The organism is Pantoea trifolii (assembly GCF_024506435.1).
Taxonomy (GTDB): Bacteria; Pseudomonadota; Gammaproteobacteria; order Enterobacterales; family Enterobacteriaceae; genus Pantoea; species Pantoea trifolii.
In genome coordinates, this window is sequence record NZ_JANIET010000001.1 from 225,965 (window position 1) to 242,589 (window position 16,625).

General features: G+C 55.6%; 14 protein-coding genes. 9 read left to right on the forward strand and 5 right to left on the reverse strand.

Features of this window, described 5'->3' with window-relative positions:
• The first annotated feature begins 13 nt into the window (after nucleotides 1-13).
• Nucleotides 14-1,840 (forward strand): ATP-dependent DNA helicase RecQ, encoded by a 1,827-nt coding sequence (recQ, locus tag NQH49_RS01005; RefSeq protein ID WP_061719374.1) that lies wholly within the window; start codon nucleotides 14-16, stop codon nucleotides 1,838-1,840.
• Nucleotides 1,841-1,852: 12 nt separating this feature from the next.
• Nucleotides 1,853-2,476: a threonine export protein RhtC gene (gene rhtC / locus NQH49_RS01010; RefSeq protein ID WP_008105783.1), complete on the forward strand. Its 624-nt coding sequence runs from the start codon at nucleotides 1,853-1,855 to the stop codon at nucleotides 2,474-2,476.
• Nucleotides 2,477-2,538: 62 nt separating this feature from the next.
• Here the strand turns inward: rhtC and rhtB are convergent, their stop codons facing one another.
• Nucleotides 2,539-3,162, reverse strand: a complete 624-nt coding sequence (rhtB, locus tag NQH49_RS01015; protein WP_256698051.1) for a homoserine/homoserine lactone efflux protein — start codon at nucleotides 3,160-3,162, stop codon at nucleotides 2,539-2,541.
• Between the two features lie 104 nt (nucleotides 3,163-3,266).
• Between rhtB and pldB the strand changes: the two genes are divergently transcribed.
• Nucleotides 3,267-4,259 (forward strand): lysophospholipase L2, encoded by a 993-nt coding sequence (pldB, locus tag NQH49_RS01020; RefSeq protein ID WP_256698052.1) that lies wholly within the window; start codon nucleotides 3,267-3,269, stop codon nucleotides 4,257-4,259.
• 37 nt (nucleotides 4,260-4,296) lie between these two features.
• Nucleotides 4,297-5,097, forward strand: coding sequence for a sugar/pyridoxal phosphate phosphatase YigL (gene yigL, locus NQH49_RS01025; protein ID WP_256698054.1), 801 nt, complete (start codon nucleotides 4,297-4,299; stop codon nucleotides 5,095-5,097).
• Between the two features lie 33 nt (nucleotides 5,098-5,130).
• Here yigL and glpT read toward each other — a convergent pair whose 3' ends face one another.
• A complete protein-coding gene (gene glpT, locus NQH49_RS01030) occupies nucleotides 5,131-6,471 on the reverse strand; it encodes a glycerol-3-phosphate transporter (protein ID WP_256698056.1) in 1,341 nt (446 codons plus the stop codon).
• Between the two features lie 339 nt (nucleotides 6,472-6,810).
• Here glpT and NQH49_RS01035 point away from each other — a divergent pair, with 339 nt between their 5' ends.
• Nucleotides 6,811-7,680 (forward strand): carboxylate/amino acid/amine transporter, encoded by an 870-nt coding sequence (locus NQH49_RS01035; protein WP_256698057.1) that lies wholly within the window; start codon nucleotides 6,811-6,813, stop codon nucleotides 7,678-7,680.
• Nucleotides 7,681-7,813: 133 nt separating this feature from the next.
• Here NQH49_RS01035 and NQH49_RS01040 read toward each other — a convergent pair whose 3' ends face one another.
• Together NQH49_RS01040 and metR are read right to left on the reverse strand one after the other, a co-directional pair.
• Entirely contained in the window at nucleotides 7,814-8,293 is a 480-nt protein-coding gene (locus NQH49_RS01040; RefSeq protein WP_154194529.1) for a YehS family protein, read from the reverse strand.
• 93 nt (nucleotides 8,294-8,386) lie between these two features.
• The gene (gene metR, locus NQH49_RS01045; protein WP_256698058.1) at nucleotides 8,387-9,319 is read right to left on the reverse strand and encodes an HTH-type transcriptional regulator MetR; all 933 of its coding nucleotides are present in this window, start codon (nucleotides 9,317-9,319) and stop codon (nucleotides 8,387-8,389) included.
• 135 nt (nucleotides 9,320-9,454) lie between these two features.
• On the opposite strand from metR, the gene metE reads away from it, so the two are divergent.
• Entirely contained in the window at nucleotides 9,455-11,725 is a 2,271-nt protein-coding gene (metE, locus tag NQH49_RS01050; protein WP_256698060.1) for a 5-methyltetrahydropteroyltriglutamate--homocysteine S-methyltransferase, read from the forward strand.
• 41 nt (nucleotides 11,726-11,766) lie between these two features.
• Here the strand turns inward: metE and NQH49_RS01055 are convergent, their stop codons facing one another.
• Nucleotides 11,767-12,603, reverse strand: coding sequence for a dienelactone hydrolase family protein (locus NQH49_RS01055; protein ID WP_256698062.1), 837 nt, complete (start codon nucleotides 12,601-12,603; stop codon nucleotides 11,767-11,769).
• A gap of 302 nt (nucleotides 12,604-12,905) precedes the next feature.
• Here NQH49_RS01055 and udp point away from each other — a divergent pair, with 302 nt between their 5' ends.
• The 3 genes from udp to rmuC all read left to right on the forward strand — a co-directional run bounded on the left by udp (nucleotide 12,906) and on the right by rmuC (nucleotide 16,618).
• Complete coding sequence (udp, locus tag NQH49_RS01060; protein ID WP_008105797.1) at nucleotides 12,906-13,667, forward strand: uridine phosphorylase; 762 nt, start codon at nucleotides 12,906-12,908, stop codon at nucleotides 13,665-13,667.
• 99 nt (nucleotides 13,668-13,766) lie between these two features.
• Nucleotides 13,767-15,038, forward strand: a complete 1,272-nt coding sequence (locus NQH49_RS01065; protein WP_256698064.1) for a tetratricopeptide repeat protein — start codon at nucleotides 13,767-13,769, stop codon at nucleotides 15,036-15,038.
• 68 nt (nucleotides 15,039-15,106) lie between these two features.
• Nucleotides 15,107-16,618, forward strand: a complete 1,512-nt coding sequence (rmuC, locus tag NQH49_RS01070; RefSeq protein ID WP_256698066.1) for a DNA recombination protein RmuC — start codon at nucleotides 15,107-15,109, stop codon at nucleotides 16,616-16,618.
• Nucleotides 16,619-16,625 lie beyond the last annotated feature (7 nt).

Genomic DNA, 16,625 nt, shown 5'->3' on the forward strand with positions numbered 1-16,625 from the left:
AGACAGGATTACCGTGGCAACATCGGCAGTGCTTAATCAGGAAATGCTGGCGCAGCAGGTATTACAAGACACCTTCGGCTATCAGCAGTTCCGCCCAGGTCAGCAAAACATCATCGAAACCGCCCTGTCAGGACGCGATTGTCTGGTGGTGATGCCGACCGGCGGCGGCAAATCGCTGTGCTATCAAATCCCGGCGCTGGTGCGCGAAGGGCTGACGCTGGTGGTTTCACCGCTGATTTCACTGATGAAAGATCAGGTCGATCAGCTGCTGGCGAACGGCGTGGCAGCAGCGTGCCTCAACTCAACGCAGACGCGTGAGCAGCAGCAGCAGGTGTTTGCGGATTGTCGTACCGGTAAGCTCAAGCTGCTGTATATCGCGCCTGAACGTCTGATGATGGACAATTTCCTCGACAGCCTGCACCAGTGGAATCCGGTGATGCTGGCGGTGGATGAAGCGCACTGTATTTCACAGTGGGGCCACGATTTCCGTCCGGAATATGGCTCGATCGGCCAGCTGCGTCAGCACTTCCCTGATCTGCCGGTCATGGCGTTGACCGCCACCGCCGATGAAACCACGCGTAACGATATCGCCCATCTGCTGCAGATGGACGATCCGCTGATTCAAATCAGCAGCTTTGACCGCCCGAATATTCGCTACACGCTGGTGGAGAAATTCAAACCCACCGAGCAGCTTCTGCGTTATGTGCAGGATCAGCGCGGCAAAAGCGGCATTATTTACTGTAACAGCCGCGCCAAAGTGGAAGACACCGCCGCGCGCCTGCAGAGCCGTGGTTTGAGCGTTGGCGCTTATCACGCCGGTATCGATAGCGCGCAGCGTGCCAGCGTGCAGGAAGCTTTCCAGCGTGACGATCTGCAAATTGTGGTCGCCACCGTCGCGTTCGGTATGGGCATCAATAAACCCAACGTGCGCTTTGTGGTGCACTTCGATATTCCGCGTAACATCGAATCCTATTATCAGGAAACCGGTCGCGCCGGGCGTGATGGCCTGCCTGCCGAAGCGATGATGCTTTACGATCCGGCCGACATGGCGTGGCTGCGTAAATGTCTGGAAGAGAAAGTGCCTGGCCCGTTGCAGGATATTGAACGCCACAAGCTCAATGCGATGGGGGCATTTGCCGAAGCGCAAACCTGTCGTCGTCTGGTCTTGCTGAACTATTTCGGCGAAGGTCGCCAGCAGCAGTGCGACAACTGCGATATCTGCCTCGATCCGCCACGTCGCTACGACGGCTTGCTGGAGGCGCAAAAGGCGCTTTCGAGCATCTATCGTACCGGCCAACGCTTTGGCATGGGCTATATTGTTGAAGTTTTGCGCGGCGCCAGTAATCAGCGTATCCGCGACAACGGCCACGACAAACTGCCGGTGTACGGCTTAGGCCGCGAGCACAGTCACGAACACTGGATCAGCGTGCTGCGTCAGCTGATTCATCTCGGCATGGTGACGCAAAACATCGCCATGCATTCGGCGCTGCAACTCACTGAAGCGGCGCGTCCGGTATTACGTGCCGAAGTGCCGCTGATGCTGGCGGTGCCGCGTATCGTGACGGTGAAAACGCGCGGCAGCAGTTCGCCGAAGGTGCACAGCGGCAATTACGATCGCCAGCTGTTTGCCAAGCTGCGTAAGCTGCGCAAAGCGATTGCTGATGAAGAGAATATTCCGCCGTACGTGGTGTTTAACGATGCCACGCTGATTGAAATGGCAGAACAAATGCCGATTAGCGCGTCAGAAATGCTCAGCGTGAACGGCGTCGGTCATCGCAAACTGGAGCGTTTTGGTAAGCCGTTCCTGGTGATGATCAAAGAACATGTTGATGAAGGTTAAAGGAAAAAATTCATGCTGATGTTATTCGCCACCGTCGCGCTGGTGCATCTGGTTGCGCTGATGAGTCCCGGCCCGGACTTCTTCTTCGTGTCGCAAACGGCGGCGAGCCGCTCGCGCAAAGAGGCGATGATGGGCGTTCTGGGCATTACCTTGGGCATTGTGATCTGGGCCGGTGTGGCGCTGATGGGCCTGCATCTGATCCTGGAAAAAATGGCCTGGCTGCATGAAATCATTATGGTTGGCGGCGGCTTGTATCTGCTGTGGATGGGCTGGCAGCTAATGCGTTCAGCGCGTCAACGTCACAAGCAGCCACAATCGGAAGCGCCGGTGGTAGAGCTGCCGAAAAGAGGCATGAGCTTCCTGAAAGGTTTCCTGACTAACCTGTCGAACCCAAAAGCGATCATCTACTTCGGTAGCGTGTTCTCACTGTTTGTTGGCAACGACGTCGGCGCGATGGAGCGCTGGGGTTTGTTCCTGCTGATTATCGGTGAGACGTTCGCGTGGTTTACGCTGGTGGCGGCGATTTTCGCTATGCCGTGGATGCGTGATAAGTATCAGCGGATGGCGAAGTGGGTGGATGGTATGGCGGGCGTGCTGTTTGCCGGTTTTGGCATTCATTTAATTATTTCGAGATAAACCAGGTCGCCATAAATGGCGACCCTACGTAGGGTGGGCATTTATGCCCACCGGGTTTAATATCACGCCATTCTGCGGGCGCTGGCTAACAGCGCGCCCACCGCCATAAACAATCCACCAAAGGTGCGGTTCAGCAGCTTCATCTGCTTCGGTCCTTTAATCCAGCCAGCAATGCGAGTTGCCAGCGTGGCGTAACCAATCATCACGATGATATCGACCACAATGGTGGTCACGCCGAGCACCAGATATTGCATCAGCTGCGGCTGGTGCGGCTGAATAAACTGCGGGAACAGCGCGGCAAGAAACACGATGCTTTTCGGGTTGGTGAGGTTCACCAACAAGGCACGCTTAAACAGGCGGCGACGCGGCATGGCTTTGGCAACGGCGTCGAGGTCGATGCCACCCGCTGAGCGCCACTGCTGAATGCCCAGCCACACCAGATAGGCTGCGCCAGCCCACTTCAGGACTTCAAACGCCAGAATCGATTGGGAAAACAGCGCACCCAAACCGGCGCCGACCAGCACAATATGAATCGCCAGGCCAAGCTGCAAGCCGGTAATTGATGCAACCGCGCCGCGATAACCGTGGCTGATACCGGTACTCATGGTGTTAATCGCACCGGAACCGGGTGAAAGGCTGAGGATAGTTGTGGTCAGCAGGTACGTTAACCACCATTCAATGGTCATGTGTGACATTCCCTGAAGTTAGCGAAGTGTGACACAATACGACAGAAAATCGCCGCACGCTACGCAGCACGGGCGCGCGAATCACGTTTTTTTCAGGGGGACGGATGCAGCAGCATAAACAGAGTTGGCTCGGACGTGAGCGAGGCTTTTCGGCCTTTGCTACCGGTCCGCTGCTCGACTTCTGGCGTCGCCGTGAAGAGTGTGAATTTACCGGTGTCGGCAACCTGAAGATTCGCTACGTTCGTTTCGCCTCACCGCAACATCGTCGTGTCATTCTGGTCGTGCCTGGCCGCATTGAGAGCTATATCAAGTATCCTGAACTGGCTTACGACCTGTTTATGTGCGGCTACGATGTGGTGATCCTCGACCATCGCGGTCAGGGACGATCTGAACGTCTGCTGGAAGATTCGCATCGCGGCCATGTAGTGGAATTTGGCGACTACGTTGACGATCTGGAAACGCTGTATCTGAAAGAGATAGTCAGCAACCGTTATCAGCAGCGCTACGTGCTGGCTCACTCGATGGGCGGCGCGATTTTAGCGCTGTTTCTGGCGCGTCAACCGCAGGCGTTTCATGCTGCGGTATTCTCCGCGCCGATGTTTGGCATTGTGCTGCCGCTACCGGACTGGATGGCGCACCGCATTCTGGACTGGACAGAAAAACTGCCCGCGCTGCGTGAAGGCTACGCGCTGGGTACCGGGCGCTGGCGCGCCAATCCGTTTGGCATCAACCGCCTGACGCACAGCCGCGAACGCTATCGCCGCAACCTGCGTTTTTACGCCGACGATCCGGCGCTTCGCGTTGGTGGTCCCACTTATCACTGGGTGCGCGAAGGCGTGCAGGCCGGGCGGGACATCTTCAATCAGGTAGCGAACATCACCACGCCGACCTTGCTGCTGCAGGCCAGTGAAGATGATGTGGTGGATAACCGCTCACAAAATCTCTTTTGTACGGCGATGGCCGAAGCAGGACATCCCTGCGCGGGCAACGCGCCGTATGTGATAAAAGGAGCGCGTCATGAGATCCTGTTTGAAACAGACGCGATGCGTGCCGAAGCGCTAAACGCGGTGGTCGATTTCTTTGAACACCACGCTTAATCAATTTTACTTTCCGATATCAACACCCGAGGTTTACATGTATCACATCGTCGCATCCGACCTGGATGGCACGCTGCTCTCTCCGGATCACCGCCTGACGCCGTTCGCTCGCACTACGCTGCAGGAACTGGTGGCGCGAGACATCCACTTTGTTTTTGCCACCGGCCGTCACTATATCGACGTCGGACAGATGCGCGATAAGCTCGGCATTCCGGCTTATATGATCACGTCCAATGGTGCGCGCGTGCACAACGCCGAAGGTGAACTGGTGTTCAGCCACAACCTCGACGCCGACATCGCCAGCGATTTGTATGGCCTGCAATATCATGACGAGCACATCCTGACGCACGTTTATCGCGACGATGAGTGGTTCATGAGCCGTCATCGTCCGGATGAGCAGGACTATTTCCGCGAATCGGTATTTAACTATCAGGTTTACCAGCCGGGCATGCTGCCGACCGACGGCATCAGCAAAGTGTTCTTCACCTGCGAAGATCCGGAGCGCCTGGTTCCAATGGAGCAGGCGATTGAAGCGCGCTGGGGCGATCGCGTGAATGTCAGCTTCTCGCTGCCAACGTGCCTGGAAGTGATGGCGGGCGGCGTTTCCAAAGGTCACGCGCTGGAAGCGGTAGCGAAACAGCTCGGCCACTCGCTGAAAGCGTGCATAGCCTTCGGCGACGGCATGAATGATGTGGAGATGCTCAGCATGTCAGGTAAAGGCTGCATCATGCGTAATGCACAGCAGCGCCTGAAAGATACCTTGCCGACGCTGGACGTGATTGGCAGCAACGCGGATGACGCCGTCCCGCACACGCTGCGAAAGCTGTTCCTCGCGTAAAAAAATGGGCCGGTTATCACCGGCCCGTTCTGGTTATACCAGCTGTTTCTTGTGCTTATGTTCACTGACCATGGTCAGCAGCAGCAGAATCACCGCCAGCACCGATCCGCCAATCATCACAATGAATCCGCCGTCCCAGCCGAAGTAATCCACGGTGTAACCGACAATGGCACTGGCCGCTACCGATCCGCCGAGATAGCCAAACAGCCCGGTAAAGCCCGCTGCCGTTCCGGCCGCTTTTTTCGGCGCCAGCTCCAGCGCGTGCAAGCCAATCAACATCACCGGACCGTAAATCAGGAAGCCGATCACAATCATGCACAGCATGTCGATGCCTGGATTGCCTGGTGGGTTCAGCCAGTACACCACGGTGGCGATGGTCACCAGCGTCATAAAGAACACGCCGGTTGCGCCACGGTTGCCGCGGAATACTTTGTCCGACATCCAGCCGCACAGCAGCGTGCCGGGAATACCGGCATATTCATAGAAGAAGTAGGCCCACGAGGATTTATCCAGCGTGAAGTGCTTCACCTCTTTCAGGTAGGTCGGCGACCAGTCGAGAATGCCGTAACGCAGCAGGTACACAAACACGTTCGCCAGTGCGATGTACCACAGCAGCTTATTGGGCAGAATGTACTGCATGAAAATCTGCTTCGCCGTCAGCTCCTGCTCGTGCTCCTCGTTGTAATCCGGCGGATAATCATTCTTCCACGCTTCAATTGGCGGCAAACCGCAGGATTGCGGCGTATCGCGCATCAAGGCAAAGGCGATAATGGCGATGAGAATGGCGCCAAACGCCGGCATGTACAGCGCGGCTTTCCAGTCGTTAAACCACGCCATGCCAAGCAGGAACAGCAGCGGAGGAATACCGCCACCGACGTTATGCGCGCAGTTCCACACCGATACGATTCCGCCGCGCTCTTTCTGCGACCACCAGTGCACCATGGTACGCCCGCACGGCGGCCAGCCCATGCCCTGGAACCAACCGCACAGGAACAGCAGCACAAACATCACCATGATGCTGGAGGTGGCCCACGGCACGAACCCCATCACCAGCATCACCGCCGCAGCGAGAATTAATCCGGCGGGCAAAAACACGCGCGGATTCGAGCGGTCCGATACCGAACCCATAATGAATTTTGAGAATCCGTAAGCGATGGAAATGCCCGATAGCGCAAAGCCGAGATCGCCGCGCGAAAAACCTTGTTCCACCAGATAAGGCATCGCCAGCGCAAAATTCTTACGCACCAAATAGTAGGCGGCATAGCCAAAAAATATTCCCAGGAAAATTTGCCAGCGCAGGCGACGATAGAGTGGATCGACACGATCATCGGCCACTTGCGGGCGATGCGGTGCAGGTTTGAAGATACTCAACATGAGTGTGGCCCTCCAGGGCGCAATATAGTTATGGATTCCCAGCAGGTTGGGGCAAAAGCAACAGACGTTAAAAATGGAAAAGCGAAGTTTCCATTTCGCGCAAAGGATAGTGATGGTCACGCGCGGTTACTGTGACATGTGACACATATGTTACAGTTTTATGACATTAGAGAGCGATAAAAACCAGGAAATGTTGTATTTCGCGCATTTTTATCCAGGCGAATAGGCGATCAGTTAAAACTAATTGTCGTCATTTTGTACAATCGTAAACCAGATAGTTCACGCCAATCGCGACAGTTTGTTTACACTAACGCCACTGTTCATTTTGAGATCGTTACCGTGCCGTTACTGATCGTTACCACCATTCTGTGGGCTTTTTCCTTCAGTTTAATCGGGGAATACCTCGCAGGTCAGGTGGATTCCTGGTTCTCTGTGTTAATGCGTCTGGCGCTCGCCGCCATCGTCTTCCTGCCGTTCCTGCGCTGGCGCGGATATCGTGCTTCCACCATCCTGCTGTATATGCTGGTGGGCATGCTGCAGCTCGGCATCATGTACCTGCTGAGCTTTGAAGCCTATCTCTATCTGAGCGTGACCGAATTCCTGCTGTTCACTGTGATGACGCCGCTGTACGTCACGCTGATCTACGATTTGCTCAGCCGACGTCCGCTGCGTATCGGCTATGCTTTCAGCGCATTGCTGGCGGTCATTGGTGCGGCGATTATTCGTTACGACAAAGTCAGCGATCATTTCTGGTTCGGCTTGCTGCTGGTGCAGGCGGCAAATATCTGCTTCGCCATCGGCATGGTGGGCTACAAGCGTCTGCAGGAAACCCGGCCGATGCCGCAGCACACCGCGTTTTCATGGTTCTATCTGGGCGCAGTGATTATCGCGGTGATCGCCTGGAGCTTGTGGGGCAATCCGAACAAACTGCCCACCACCTCGCTACAGTGGGGCATTCTGGTTTGGCTGGGCGTGGCGGCTTCAGGTTTGGGCTACTTCATGTGGAACTACGGTGCGACGCAGGTGGATGCTGGCACGTTGGGTATTATGAACAACATGCATGTGCCTGCTGGCTTGCTGGTGAATCTGGCGATCTGGCAGGAGAAACCGCATTGGCCAAGTTTTATCGCCGGTGCCGCCGTGATTTTTGCATCCCTGTACGTACATAAACGCTGGGTGCTCGGCAAGACCACCAAAAGCCACGCCTAGGCCGAAAGGGAGGGGATAGCGCGGCAGAGGAGCAAAGCATCCGAGCCATGGATGGCGAGGCTGCTCCACAGGGAAGTGGTTACTCTTTGCGATCTGCCGCGCTATCCCTGACCCGGCTCGAACAAAGAAGCGATTACGCTTTCTTAGCCGGCCCCGGACGATGAATCATCGTCAAACCTTTCAGGAAATTACGCAGAATCTGGTCACCGCATTCGCGGAAATTCTTATGGTCTGGATTGCGGAAAATCGCGCCAACCTCAGCCTGTGAAATCTTAAAGTTCGCTTTCAGCAGCACATCCGGGATATCGGTGGTCTTCAGCTCAAACGCGATACGCAATTTCTTCATGAAAATGTTGTTATTCATGCGGCGCTCAATCGAAGGCGCGGGCGCATCTTCACTCTTACCGCGACGGTAAAAAATCAGACCGTTGAGGAAATAACCCATCAACACATCCGGCAGCTTACGAAACGCAGCATCGTCATCCTTCTTCATCCACGCCTGCACGTCTTCCAGCGGCACTTCACTCCCCGCTAAGGCAAAAATCTCCACCACTTTGCTATCGCTCAAATCAAGCATATAGCGCACGCTGCGCAGAACATCGTTACTCATCATGGTGAAACTCTCTTGGTCGCGGGTTGAGGCGGCGCATTATAGAGCAGGCGGGACAGGGATAACAGCGCGGGCGACCTTCGCCGCCCAACAACATCAGGATGAGAGGGTTTGCAGTGAGCCGGGACGCGCGGCATCGCGCACGAAGGGCAGGTGTTCACAGGCGTGCTGACGGGCAAACCGCACAAAGGCTTCCATCACCGGTTGACGCTGCTCGCCTTCGCGTACGGCGGCATACAGGCGGCTCCAGAGGCCATCACCCAAAGTCTTGGTCACCACCAAACCTTGCTGCTCAAAATTCTCGACCACCCAATGTGGCAGCGCGGCGATGCCCATGCGTGCCGACACCATCTGAATCAGTAACAGCGTATTGTCCACGCTCTTCAAAGCCGGGCTTACGCCCGCAGGTTGCAGGAAATGGCGCCACACATCTAAACGCTGACGCTGCACCGGATAGATCATCAATACCTCATCGGCCATATCTTCCGGGGAAATATGCTCAAGCTGCGCCAATGGATGATCCGGTGCCATCACCAAACGCACTTCAAAATCGAACATCGGTGAATAGAACAATCCGCTGCGCGGCAGAATATCGGAGGTCAACACCACATCCAATTCGCCCTGCTGCAATGCGGGTTGCGGATCAAAGGTCACACCGGATTTGAAATCCATCACTACCTGCGGCCAGCTCTGGCGGAAATTATTCAGCGCAGGCGTCAGCCACTGAATACAGCTGTGACACTCAATCGCGATACGCAACGTGGCCTGATGCGGCTCATGACACGCCTGCAAAGCCTGTTGAATCTGCGGCAAAACCTGCTCGGCCAACTGCAGCAAAATCTCTCCCTGCGGCGTAAAACGCAGCGGCTGGCTTTTGCGCACAAACAGACGAAAGCCCAGCCGCTGCTCCAGATCGCTGAACTGGTGAGACAACGCCGATTGCGTCTGATGAAGATGTGAGGCGGCGGCGGCTAACGAGCCGGTGTTCCGTAACGCCTGCAGCGTCCGCAGGTGTTTGAGTTCGATCATGAGAATCCTTCACATCGAGATTGAACAAATTGCGCTTGAGGAACATACAGTACCCGCAGATTATGGCGGTGTAAACATCTGGACGGCTAAACATCTCTGCACCCTATTCAGTTAATAATATCTGGAGAACAGAAAATGACCATTCTGAACCACACTCTCGGTTTCCCTCGCGTTGGATTGCGTCGTGAATTGAAAAAAGCACAGGAAAGCTACTGGGCAGGTAAAAGCTCACAGGAAGAGCTGCTGGCGGTGGGGCGCGAACTGCGCGCCCGTCACTGGCAACAGCAGAAAGAGGCGGGCGTCGATCTGTTGCCGGTCGGCGATTTTGCCTGGTACGATCACGTGCTGACAACCAGCCTGCTGCTGGGTAACGTGCCCGCACGCCACCAGAACAAAGATGGATCCGTTGATCTCGACACGCTGTTCCGCCTCGGTCGTGGCCGCGCACCAAGCGGTACACCGGCGGCGGCGGCGGAAATGACTAAATGGTTCAACACCAACTATCACTATATGGTGCCGGAATTCACGCAAGGCCAGCAGTTCAAACTGACCTGGACCCAACTGCTGGATGAAGTCGACGAAGCGCTGGCGCTCGGCCACAAGATTAAACCGGTGCTACTCGGCCCGGTGACCTATCTGTGGCTGGGTAAAGTGAAAGGTGTGCCTTTCGATCGCCTTTCATTGCTCAAAGACATTCTTCCGGTTTACCAACAGGTGCTGGCGGAACTGAAAAAACGCGGCATCGAATGGGTACAAATCGACGAACCTGCACTGGCGCTGGAATTGCCGCAGGCGTGGCGCGATGCATACAAACCGGCTTACGACGCGCTGCAGGGTGAAAGCAAACTGCTGCTCACCACCTATTTCGACAGCATCGGCCAGAACCTCGACATGATCAAAGCGCTGCCGGTGCAAGGCTTGCACGTTGACCTGGTGCACGGCAAAGACGACATCCAACAGTTAAACCAGCAGATCCCGGCAGATTGGCTGCTCTCCGTCGGCGTGATCAATGGCCGTAACGTGTGGCGCGCGGATCTCAGCAGCTGGTTTGAACGCTTGCAACCGCTGGTGGGCCAGCGTCAACAATTGTGGATCGGATCATCTTGTTCGCTGCTGCACAGCCCAATCGATCTCAGCGTGGAAACGCGCCTCGATGAAGAAGTGAAAAGCTGGTTCGCCTTTGCCCTGCAGAAGTGTGCGGAGCTTGCACTGCTGAGTCAGGCGCTGAACAACAACGATGCCGCTTCGCTGGTGGAGTGGAGCGCACCGATTCGTGCGCGTGCCAACTCCACGCGTGTGCACAATGCCGCAGTCGGCGAGCGTCTGGCGAAAATCCAGGCCAAAGATGTTGAACGTACCAGCCACTACACCGAACGCGCCAAAGCGCAGCGTAACCGCTTCAACTTGCCAGCGTGGCCGACCACCACCATCGGTTCATTCCCGCAAACTACCGAAATTCGCGGCCTACGTCTCGACTTTAAAAAAGGCAACATTGATGGCGGTAACTACCGCACCGGCATCGCCGAACACATCAAACAGGCGATTGTTGAGCAGGAACGTTTGGGCCTCGATGTGCTGGTGCACGGAGAAGCAGAACGTAACGACATGGTGGAATACTTCGGCGAGAACCTCGACGGCTTCGTGTTCACCCAAAACGGCTGGGTTCAGAGCTACGGTTCACGCTGCGTTAAACCCCCGATCATCATCGGCGACGTGAGCCGTCCACAAGCCATCACCGTTGAGTGGGCGAAGTACGCGCAGTCGCTGACCGACAAGCCGGTGAAAGGCATGCTGACCGGTCCGGTAACGATTCTTTGCTGGTCATTCCCGCGTGAAGATGTGAGCCGTGAAACCATCGCCAAACAGATTGCGCTGGCGCTGCGTGATGAAGTGGAAGATCTGGAAAAAGCCGGGATCGGCATTATTCAGATCGATGAACCGGCACTGCGCGAAGGTCTGCCGCTGCATCAGTCCGATTGGGCCGCGTATTTGACCTGGGCGGTGGATGCATTCCGTCTCAATGCCGCCGTGGCGCAGGATGACACCCAGATTCACACCCACATGTGTTATTGCGAGTTCAATGACATTATGGATTCGATTGCCGCGCTGGATGCGGACGTCATCACCATCGAAACCTCACGTTCCGATATGGATCTGCTGGATACCTTCAAGGAGTTCGACTATCCCAACGAAATCGGTCCGGGCGTGTATGACATTCACTCACCGAACGTGCCGAGCGTGGAGTGGATGGAAGAGTTGCTGCGCAAAGCGGCGCAGAGCATTCCGGAAGCGCGTTTGTGGGTGAATCCAGATTGTGGCCTGAAAACCCGGGGCTGGACGGAAACCCGTCAGGCATTGGCGAATATGGTCAAAGCGGCGCAAAACCTGCGGGGTGAAACGGCTTAGTCGCGGTAAATGAGATGGGGGCGCAGAGGCGCCCCTTTTTATTAGGCGTTCGGCGCCACGCCATGCTGCGCGAACCACGCCAGCATACGTTGCCAGCCATCTTTGGCGGAATCGGCGTGATAACTGGCACGATAATCCGCGTTGAAAGCATGTCCGGCATCCGGATACACCACGATCTCTGCTTTGGCATTGGCGGCGTGCAGCGCCTGACGCATCTTATCAATACTCTCCAGCGGAATGCTCTCATCCTGACCACCGTAGAGGCCAAGCACTGGCGCGTTCAGATCTACCGCGATATCAATCGGATGCTTCTGCTGCTTCAGCGTCTTCTCACCGTCTATACGGCCATACCATGCCACCGCCGCGCGCACCTGCGGATTGTGCGCGGCAAACAGCCAGCTAATGCGTCCGCCCCAGCAGAAACCGGTAATCGCCAGACGACGGATATCACCATCGTGGCGCGTGGCCCAGTTGGCCACATGATCGAGATCGGACAACACCTGCGAATCTGGAACTTTGCTCACTAGCTCTTTGAACAGCGTGGGAATATCGTTGTAATCGTTGGGATCGCCTTCACGAAAATAGAGTTCGGGCGCGATCGCCAGATAACCTTCCAGCGCCAGACGGCGGCAGACATCGCGGATATGCTCGTGCACGCCGAAAATCTCCTGCACCACCAACACCACCGGCAAGGTGCCTTGATACTCTTTTGGTCGGGCATAATAAGCAGGCAGATTTTCGCCCTGGCTCGGAACCGAGGTCTCGCCAGCATGAATGGCGTCGCTGCTGGTAATAATGGTGCTGCTTGCGGTGGGCTGAACGGCCGGTGCAAAGCCGCCGGGTGCCGTTTTTTGTGCCATATTGTCTTCGGTTTTCATTGTTCTCTCCGTGCTAGCAAATGCGCAATCACGTAACTATAGCCTGGCGAAGTAAAGCAAGGCTGGCGTAAGGTGCAGAGGGATTTTTTTCACGTGTGCTGCTTCTCTATTAACATTGCCACCAACACTTACACAGCACCGCTTGTAGCAATTCAGAATTGCACAGCGCTAATGTGTGATACAAATCACATAATGTTTTTCTGATAATGTAATTTTCATTATCGATGGTGAATTGAGTCACATATTTATGCCGCCTGCTGACGTAGAGTGGCGCGCACATCCCCAATTATCAGGAGTCTGTTATGGCCCAGTCTGACGTTTTCCACCTTGGCATCACCAAAGCTGATTTGAAAGGAGCCACGTTGGCCATCGTGCCTGGCGATCCTGAGCGCGTGAAGAAAATCGCCGCGCTGATGGACAATCCACAGCATCTGGCTTCACACCGTGAATTCACTACCTATCTGGCCGAAGTGGATGGCAAACCGGTTGTGGTGTGCTCCACCGGTATCGGCGGACCTTCAACGTCGATTGCGGTTGAAGAGCTGGCCCAGCTTGGCGTGCGCACTTTCCTGCGCGTTGGCACCACCGGCGCTATCCAGCCGCATATTAATGTGGGCGATGTGCTGGTCACCACCGCATCGGTGCGTCTCGACGGCGCCAGCCTGCACTTTGCGCCGATGGAATTCCCGGCCGTAGCTGATTTCACCTGCACCACCGCGCTGGTGGCAGCCGCAGAGGCGTGCGGTGCGAAAACCCACATCGGTATTACCGCCTCCTCTGACACCTTCTATCCTGGTCAGGAACGGTACGATACCTTCTCCGGCCGCGTGGTAAATCGCTTCCAGGGTTCAATGGAAGAGTGGCAGCAAATGGGCGTCCTTAACTATGAGATGGAATCCGCTACACTGTTAACCATGTGCGCCAGTCAGGGACTGCGTGCCGGCATGGTGGCGGGCGTCATCGTGAACCGTACGCAAAAAGAGATCCCGGATGCCGCGACCATGAAACAGACCGAAAGTGATGCGGTGAAAATTGTGGTTGAAGCCGCGCGTCGCTTAATTTAGTGCGCCAGTCAGGGATGAATTCGAGACCAGGCTTATAAGGATTCCAGCTATTTCCTGATTAGAATGCGCGCAATTTCAGCAGCTACTGAGAAATTTCTTATGCGCAAAATGGTTTCTGTCTCACGTCCCAATTTCATGAATAATCCCGCTACTGCACAATCACGCGTTGAAGGTGCAGCAGCGAGATTTCGCCAGGCGATGGCGGTGAATAACTATCCTCTTGCGCGTCAGTGCTGTGAAGAAGTGCTGCGCGTCTTACCCAATCATATGCAGGTGCTGAGCGACTACGCGTTAACCCTGATGCGTGTGGGCGAGCACAAAAAATCCTATAAAATTTACCAGAAGATCTATCAGGCTCCGGCCGCGCAACGCGCGCAGGCGTCGGAAACCTGGCTGGATGGATTAACGGAAGTGTGTGGCTGGCTGAATAAAGAGGATGAGGTGGCGCGTTACGGCCTCGAATCACTGCAGAATTCCGATGTGACCTTCAGCAAAGGGGCGAAAGTAGCATTCCCTTCTGACGCACCACCGCCGATCAACCGCAACAATCCAGCAGAAAATATCATCTCCTTTAGCCTGTATGGCGGCCAGCCACGCTACTGCGAAACCTTGATTAAAAACATCGAAGTAGCGCGCGAGTTCTACCCCGACTGGATCTGCCGCATCTATCTTGACGACAGCGTGCCGCAACACGTCTGGCAGCGCCTGAAGCAGCAAAACACCCAGCTAGTGGATATGTCGCATGAGAAAACCATTTTCCCAACGCTGTGGCGTTTCCTGGTGATGGATGATGCCAGCGTCAAACGCTACATCGTGCGTGACGCGGATTCCTTGCTCTCCGAGCGCGAAGTGGTGGCGGTAGATGCCTGGCTGAACTCGCCGTATTGGTTCCATCATATGCGTGATTACTTCTCGCATACCGAGCTGCTGCTGGCGGGCATGTGGGGCGGCTGCCACGGCGTGTTTCACAATGTTGAACAGCAGATGCGTGACTTCATCGCGCAATATGAAGGCAGCGAACGCTTCACCGATCAGTACTTCCTCAAAGTGGCGCTGTGGCCAACGGTCCGCGAAAGCATATTGAATCATGACGATATCTTCCGCTTCCACCATGCACAACCGTGGCCGGCGCATCAGCCGATTCGCTGGCAAACCGACAGTTTCCACGTCGGCAGCAACGCCGGTTTTGCCAGCATGGCGGGCCAGGTCGAAAACGCTGAGAACGGTTGGCAGCAGGTTGAGATCACCTACGACGGGAAAAGCTGGACTTATCCGGCCAAAATCCACGGCGAAACCGAATGGGTGTTGCCGATGCCCTTCTTCCTGATTGATGCGTGGAAAGCGGGCGATCTGACAGTTAAAGCGCTTTAACATTCTTCTGGACATTCATACAGTACACCTCTACCTTTTCCCTCAGCGAGACGATCCGCGGGGGGATTATGGATCAGCAACTTATCATTAGCGGCGCGCTGGCGCTGGCCGGTTTGGGCATTGGCTGGATCATTGCTCAACTGCGCGCCGGCCATCAGTACGCCAGCTTCACTACCGAGCGACGCCTGCTGGAAGAGGCGCAGCAGCGTCAACAGCAGCAGCTCGAACAGTTACAGCAGCAAATCCAGCAACGCGAACAGGAGATGCGCCAGCTACACGGCGCGCTCAGCGGTGCGCAGGAACGTTTGCAACAGCTTGATTACTGGCGCGGCGAAAGTGAACAGCTCAGTCGTGAGCTGCGCAATCAGCTGGAAGTGAACAGCGCGCAGGAAGCCGAACTGCGTGAAGTGACCATTCGTCTTGAAGAGACACGCTACGGTGCAGAAGAGAAACAGCGACTGCTGACCAACAGCGAACAGCGCCTTAGCGCGCAGTTTGAAAATCTCGCCAACCGCATCTTTGAAAACAGCGGACGGCGCGTCGATGAACAGAACCGTCAAAGTCTGAATAGCCTGATTGGCCCGCTGCGTGAACAGCTGGACGGTTTCCGCCGTCAAGTGACTGATAGCTTTGGCGTGGAAGCGCGTGAGCGTCACACGCTGACCCACGAAATTCGCCAGTTGCAGCAACTCAACGCGCAGATGGCGCAGGAAGCGGTCAATCTTACTAAAGCGCTGAAAGGCGACAACAAAATTCAGGGCAATTGGGGAGAAGTGGTGTTGGCCCGCGTGCTGGAAGCCTCTGGCTTGCGTGAAGGCTATGAATACCAAACGCAGGTCAGCGTGCAGCTGGAACAGCAGGGCAGGATGCAACCGGATGTGATTGTGCGTTTGCCGCAGGGCAAAGATGTGGTGATTGACGCTAAAATGACGCTGGTTGCCTACGAGCGCTACTTCAACGCCGACGATGAAGCCACGCGTGAGCAGGCGATTCAGGAACACGTTAGCGCCATGCGCGGACACATTCGCCTGCTGAGCCGTAAAGATTACCAACAATTGCCCGGTTTACGCTCTCTGGATTATGTGTTGATGTTTATCCCGGTGGAACCGGCGTTTCTGTTGGCGATCGATCGTCAGCCCGAGCTGATCAGCGAAGCGTTACAGCAGAACATCATGCTGGTCAGTCCCACCACATTGCTGGTGGCGCTGCGTACTATCAACAATCTCTGGCGTTATGAGCATCAAAGCCGCAACGCACAGCGCATCGCCGACCGGGCCACGCGGCTGTACGACAAAATGCGGCTGTTTGTCGATGACATGAGCGGCATCGGCCACAATCTCGACAAAGCGCAGCAAAGCTATCATCAGGCGATGAAAAAGCTGTCTGAAGGGCGCGGCAACCTGATCGCGCAAAGTGAAGCTTTCCGTTCGCTTGGCGTGGAGATCAAACGTCCAATTAATCCGCAACTGGTTGAACAAGCGCAGCCGGAAGAGGCAGATGAAGATTGGGCAGACGATCGCACCGAGGATGAAAACGTTGCAGAACCAACAACAGACTCGCTGCGCCGCATCAACGAATAGCACGGTG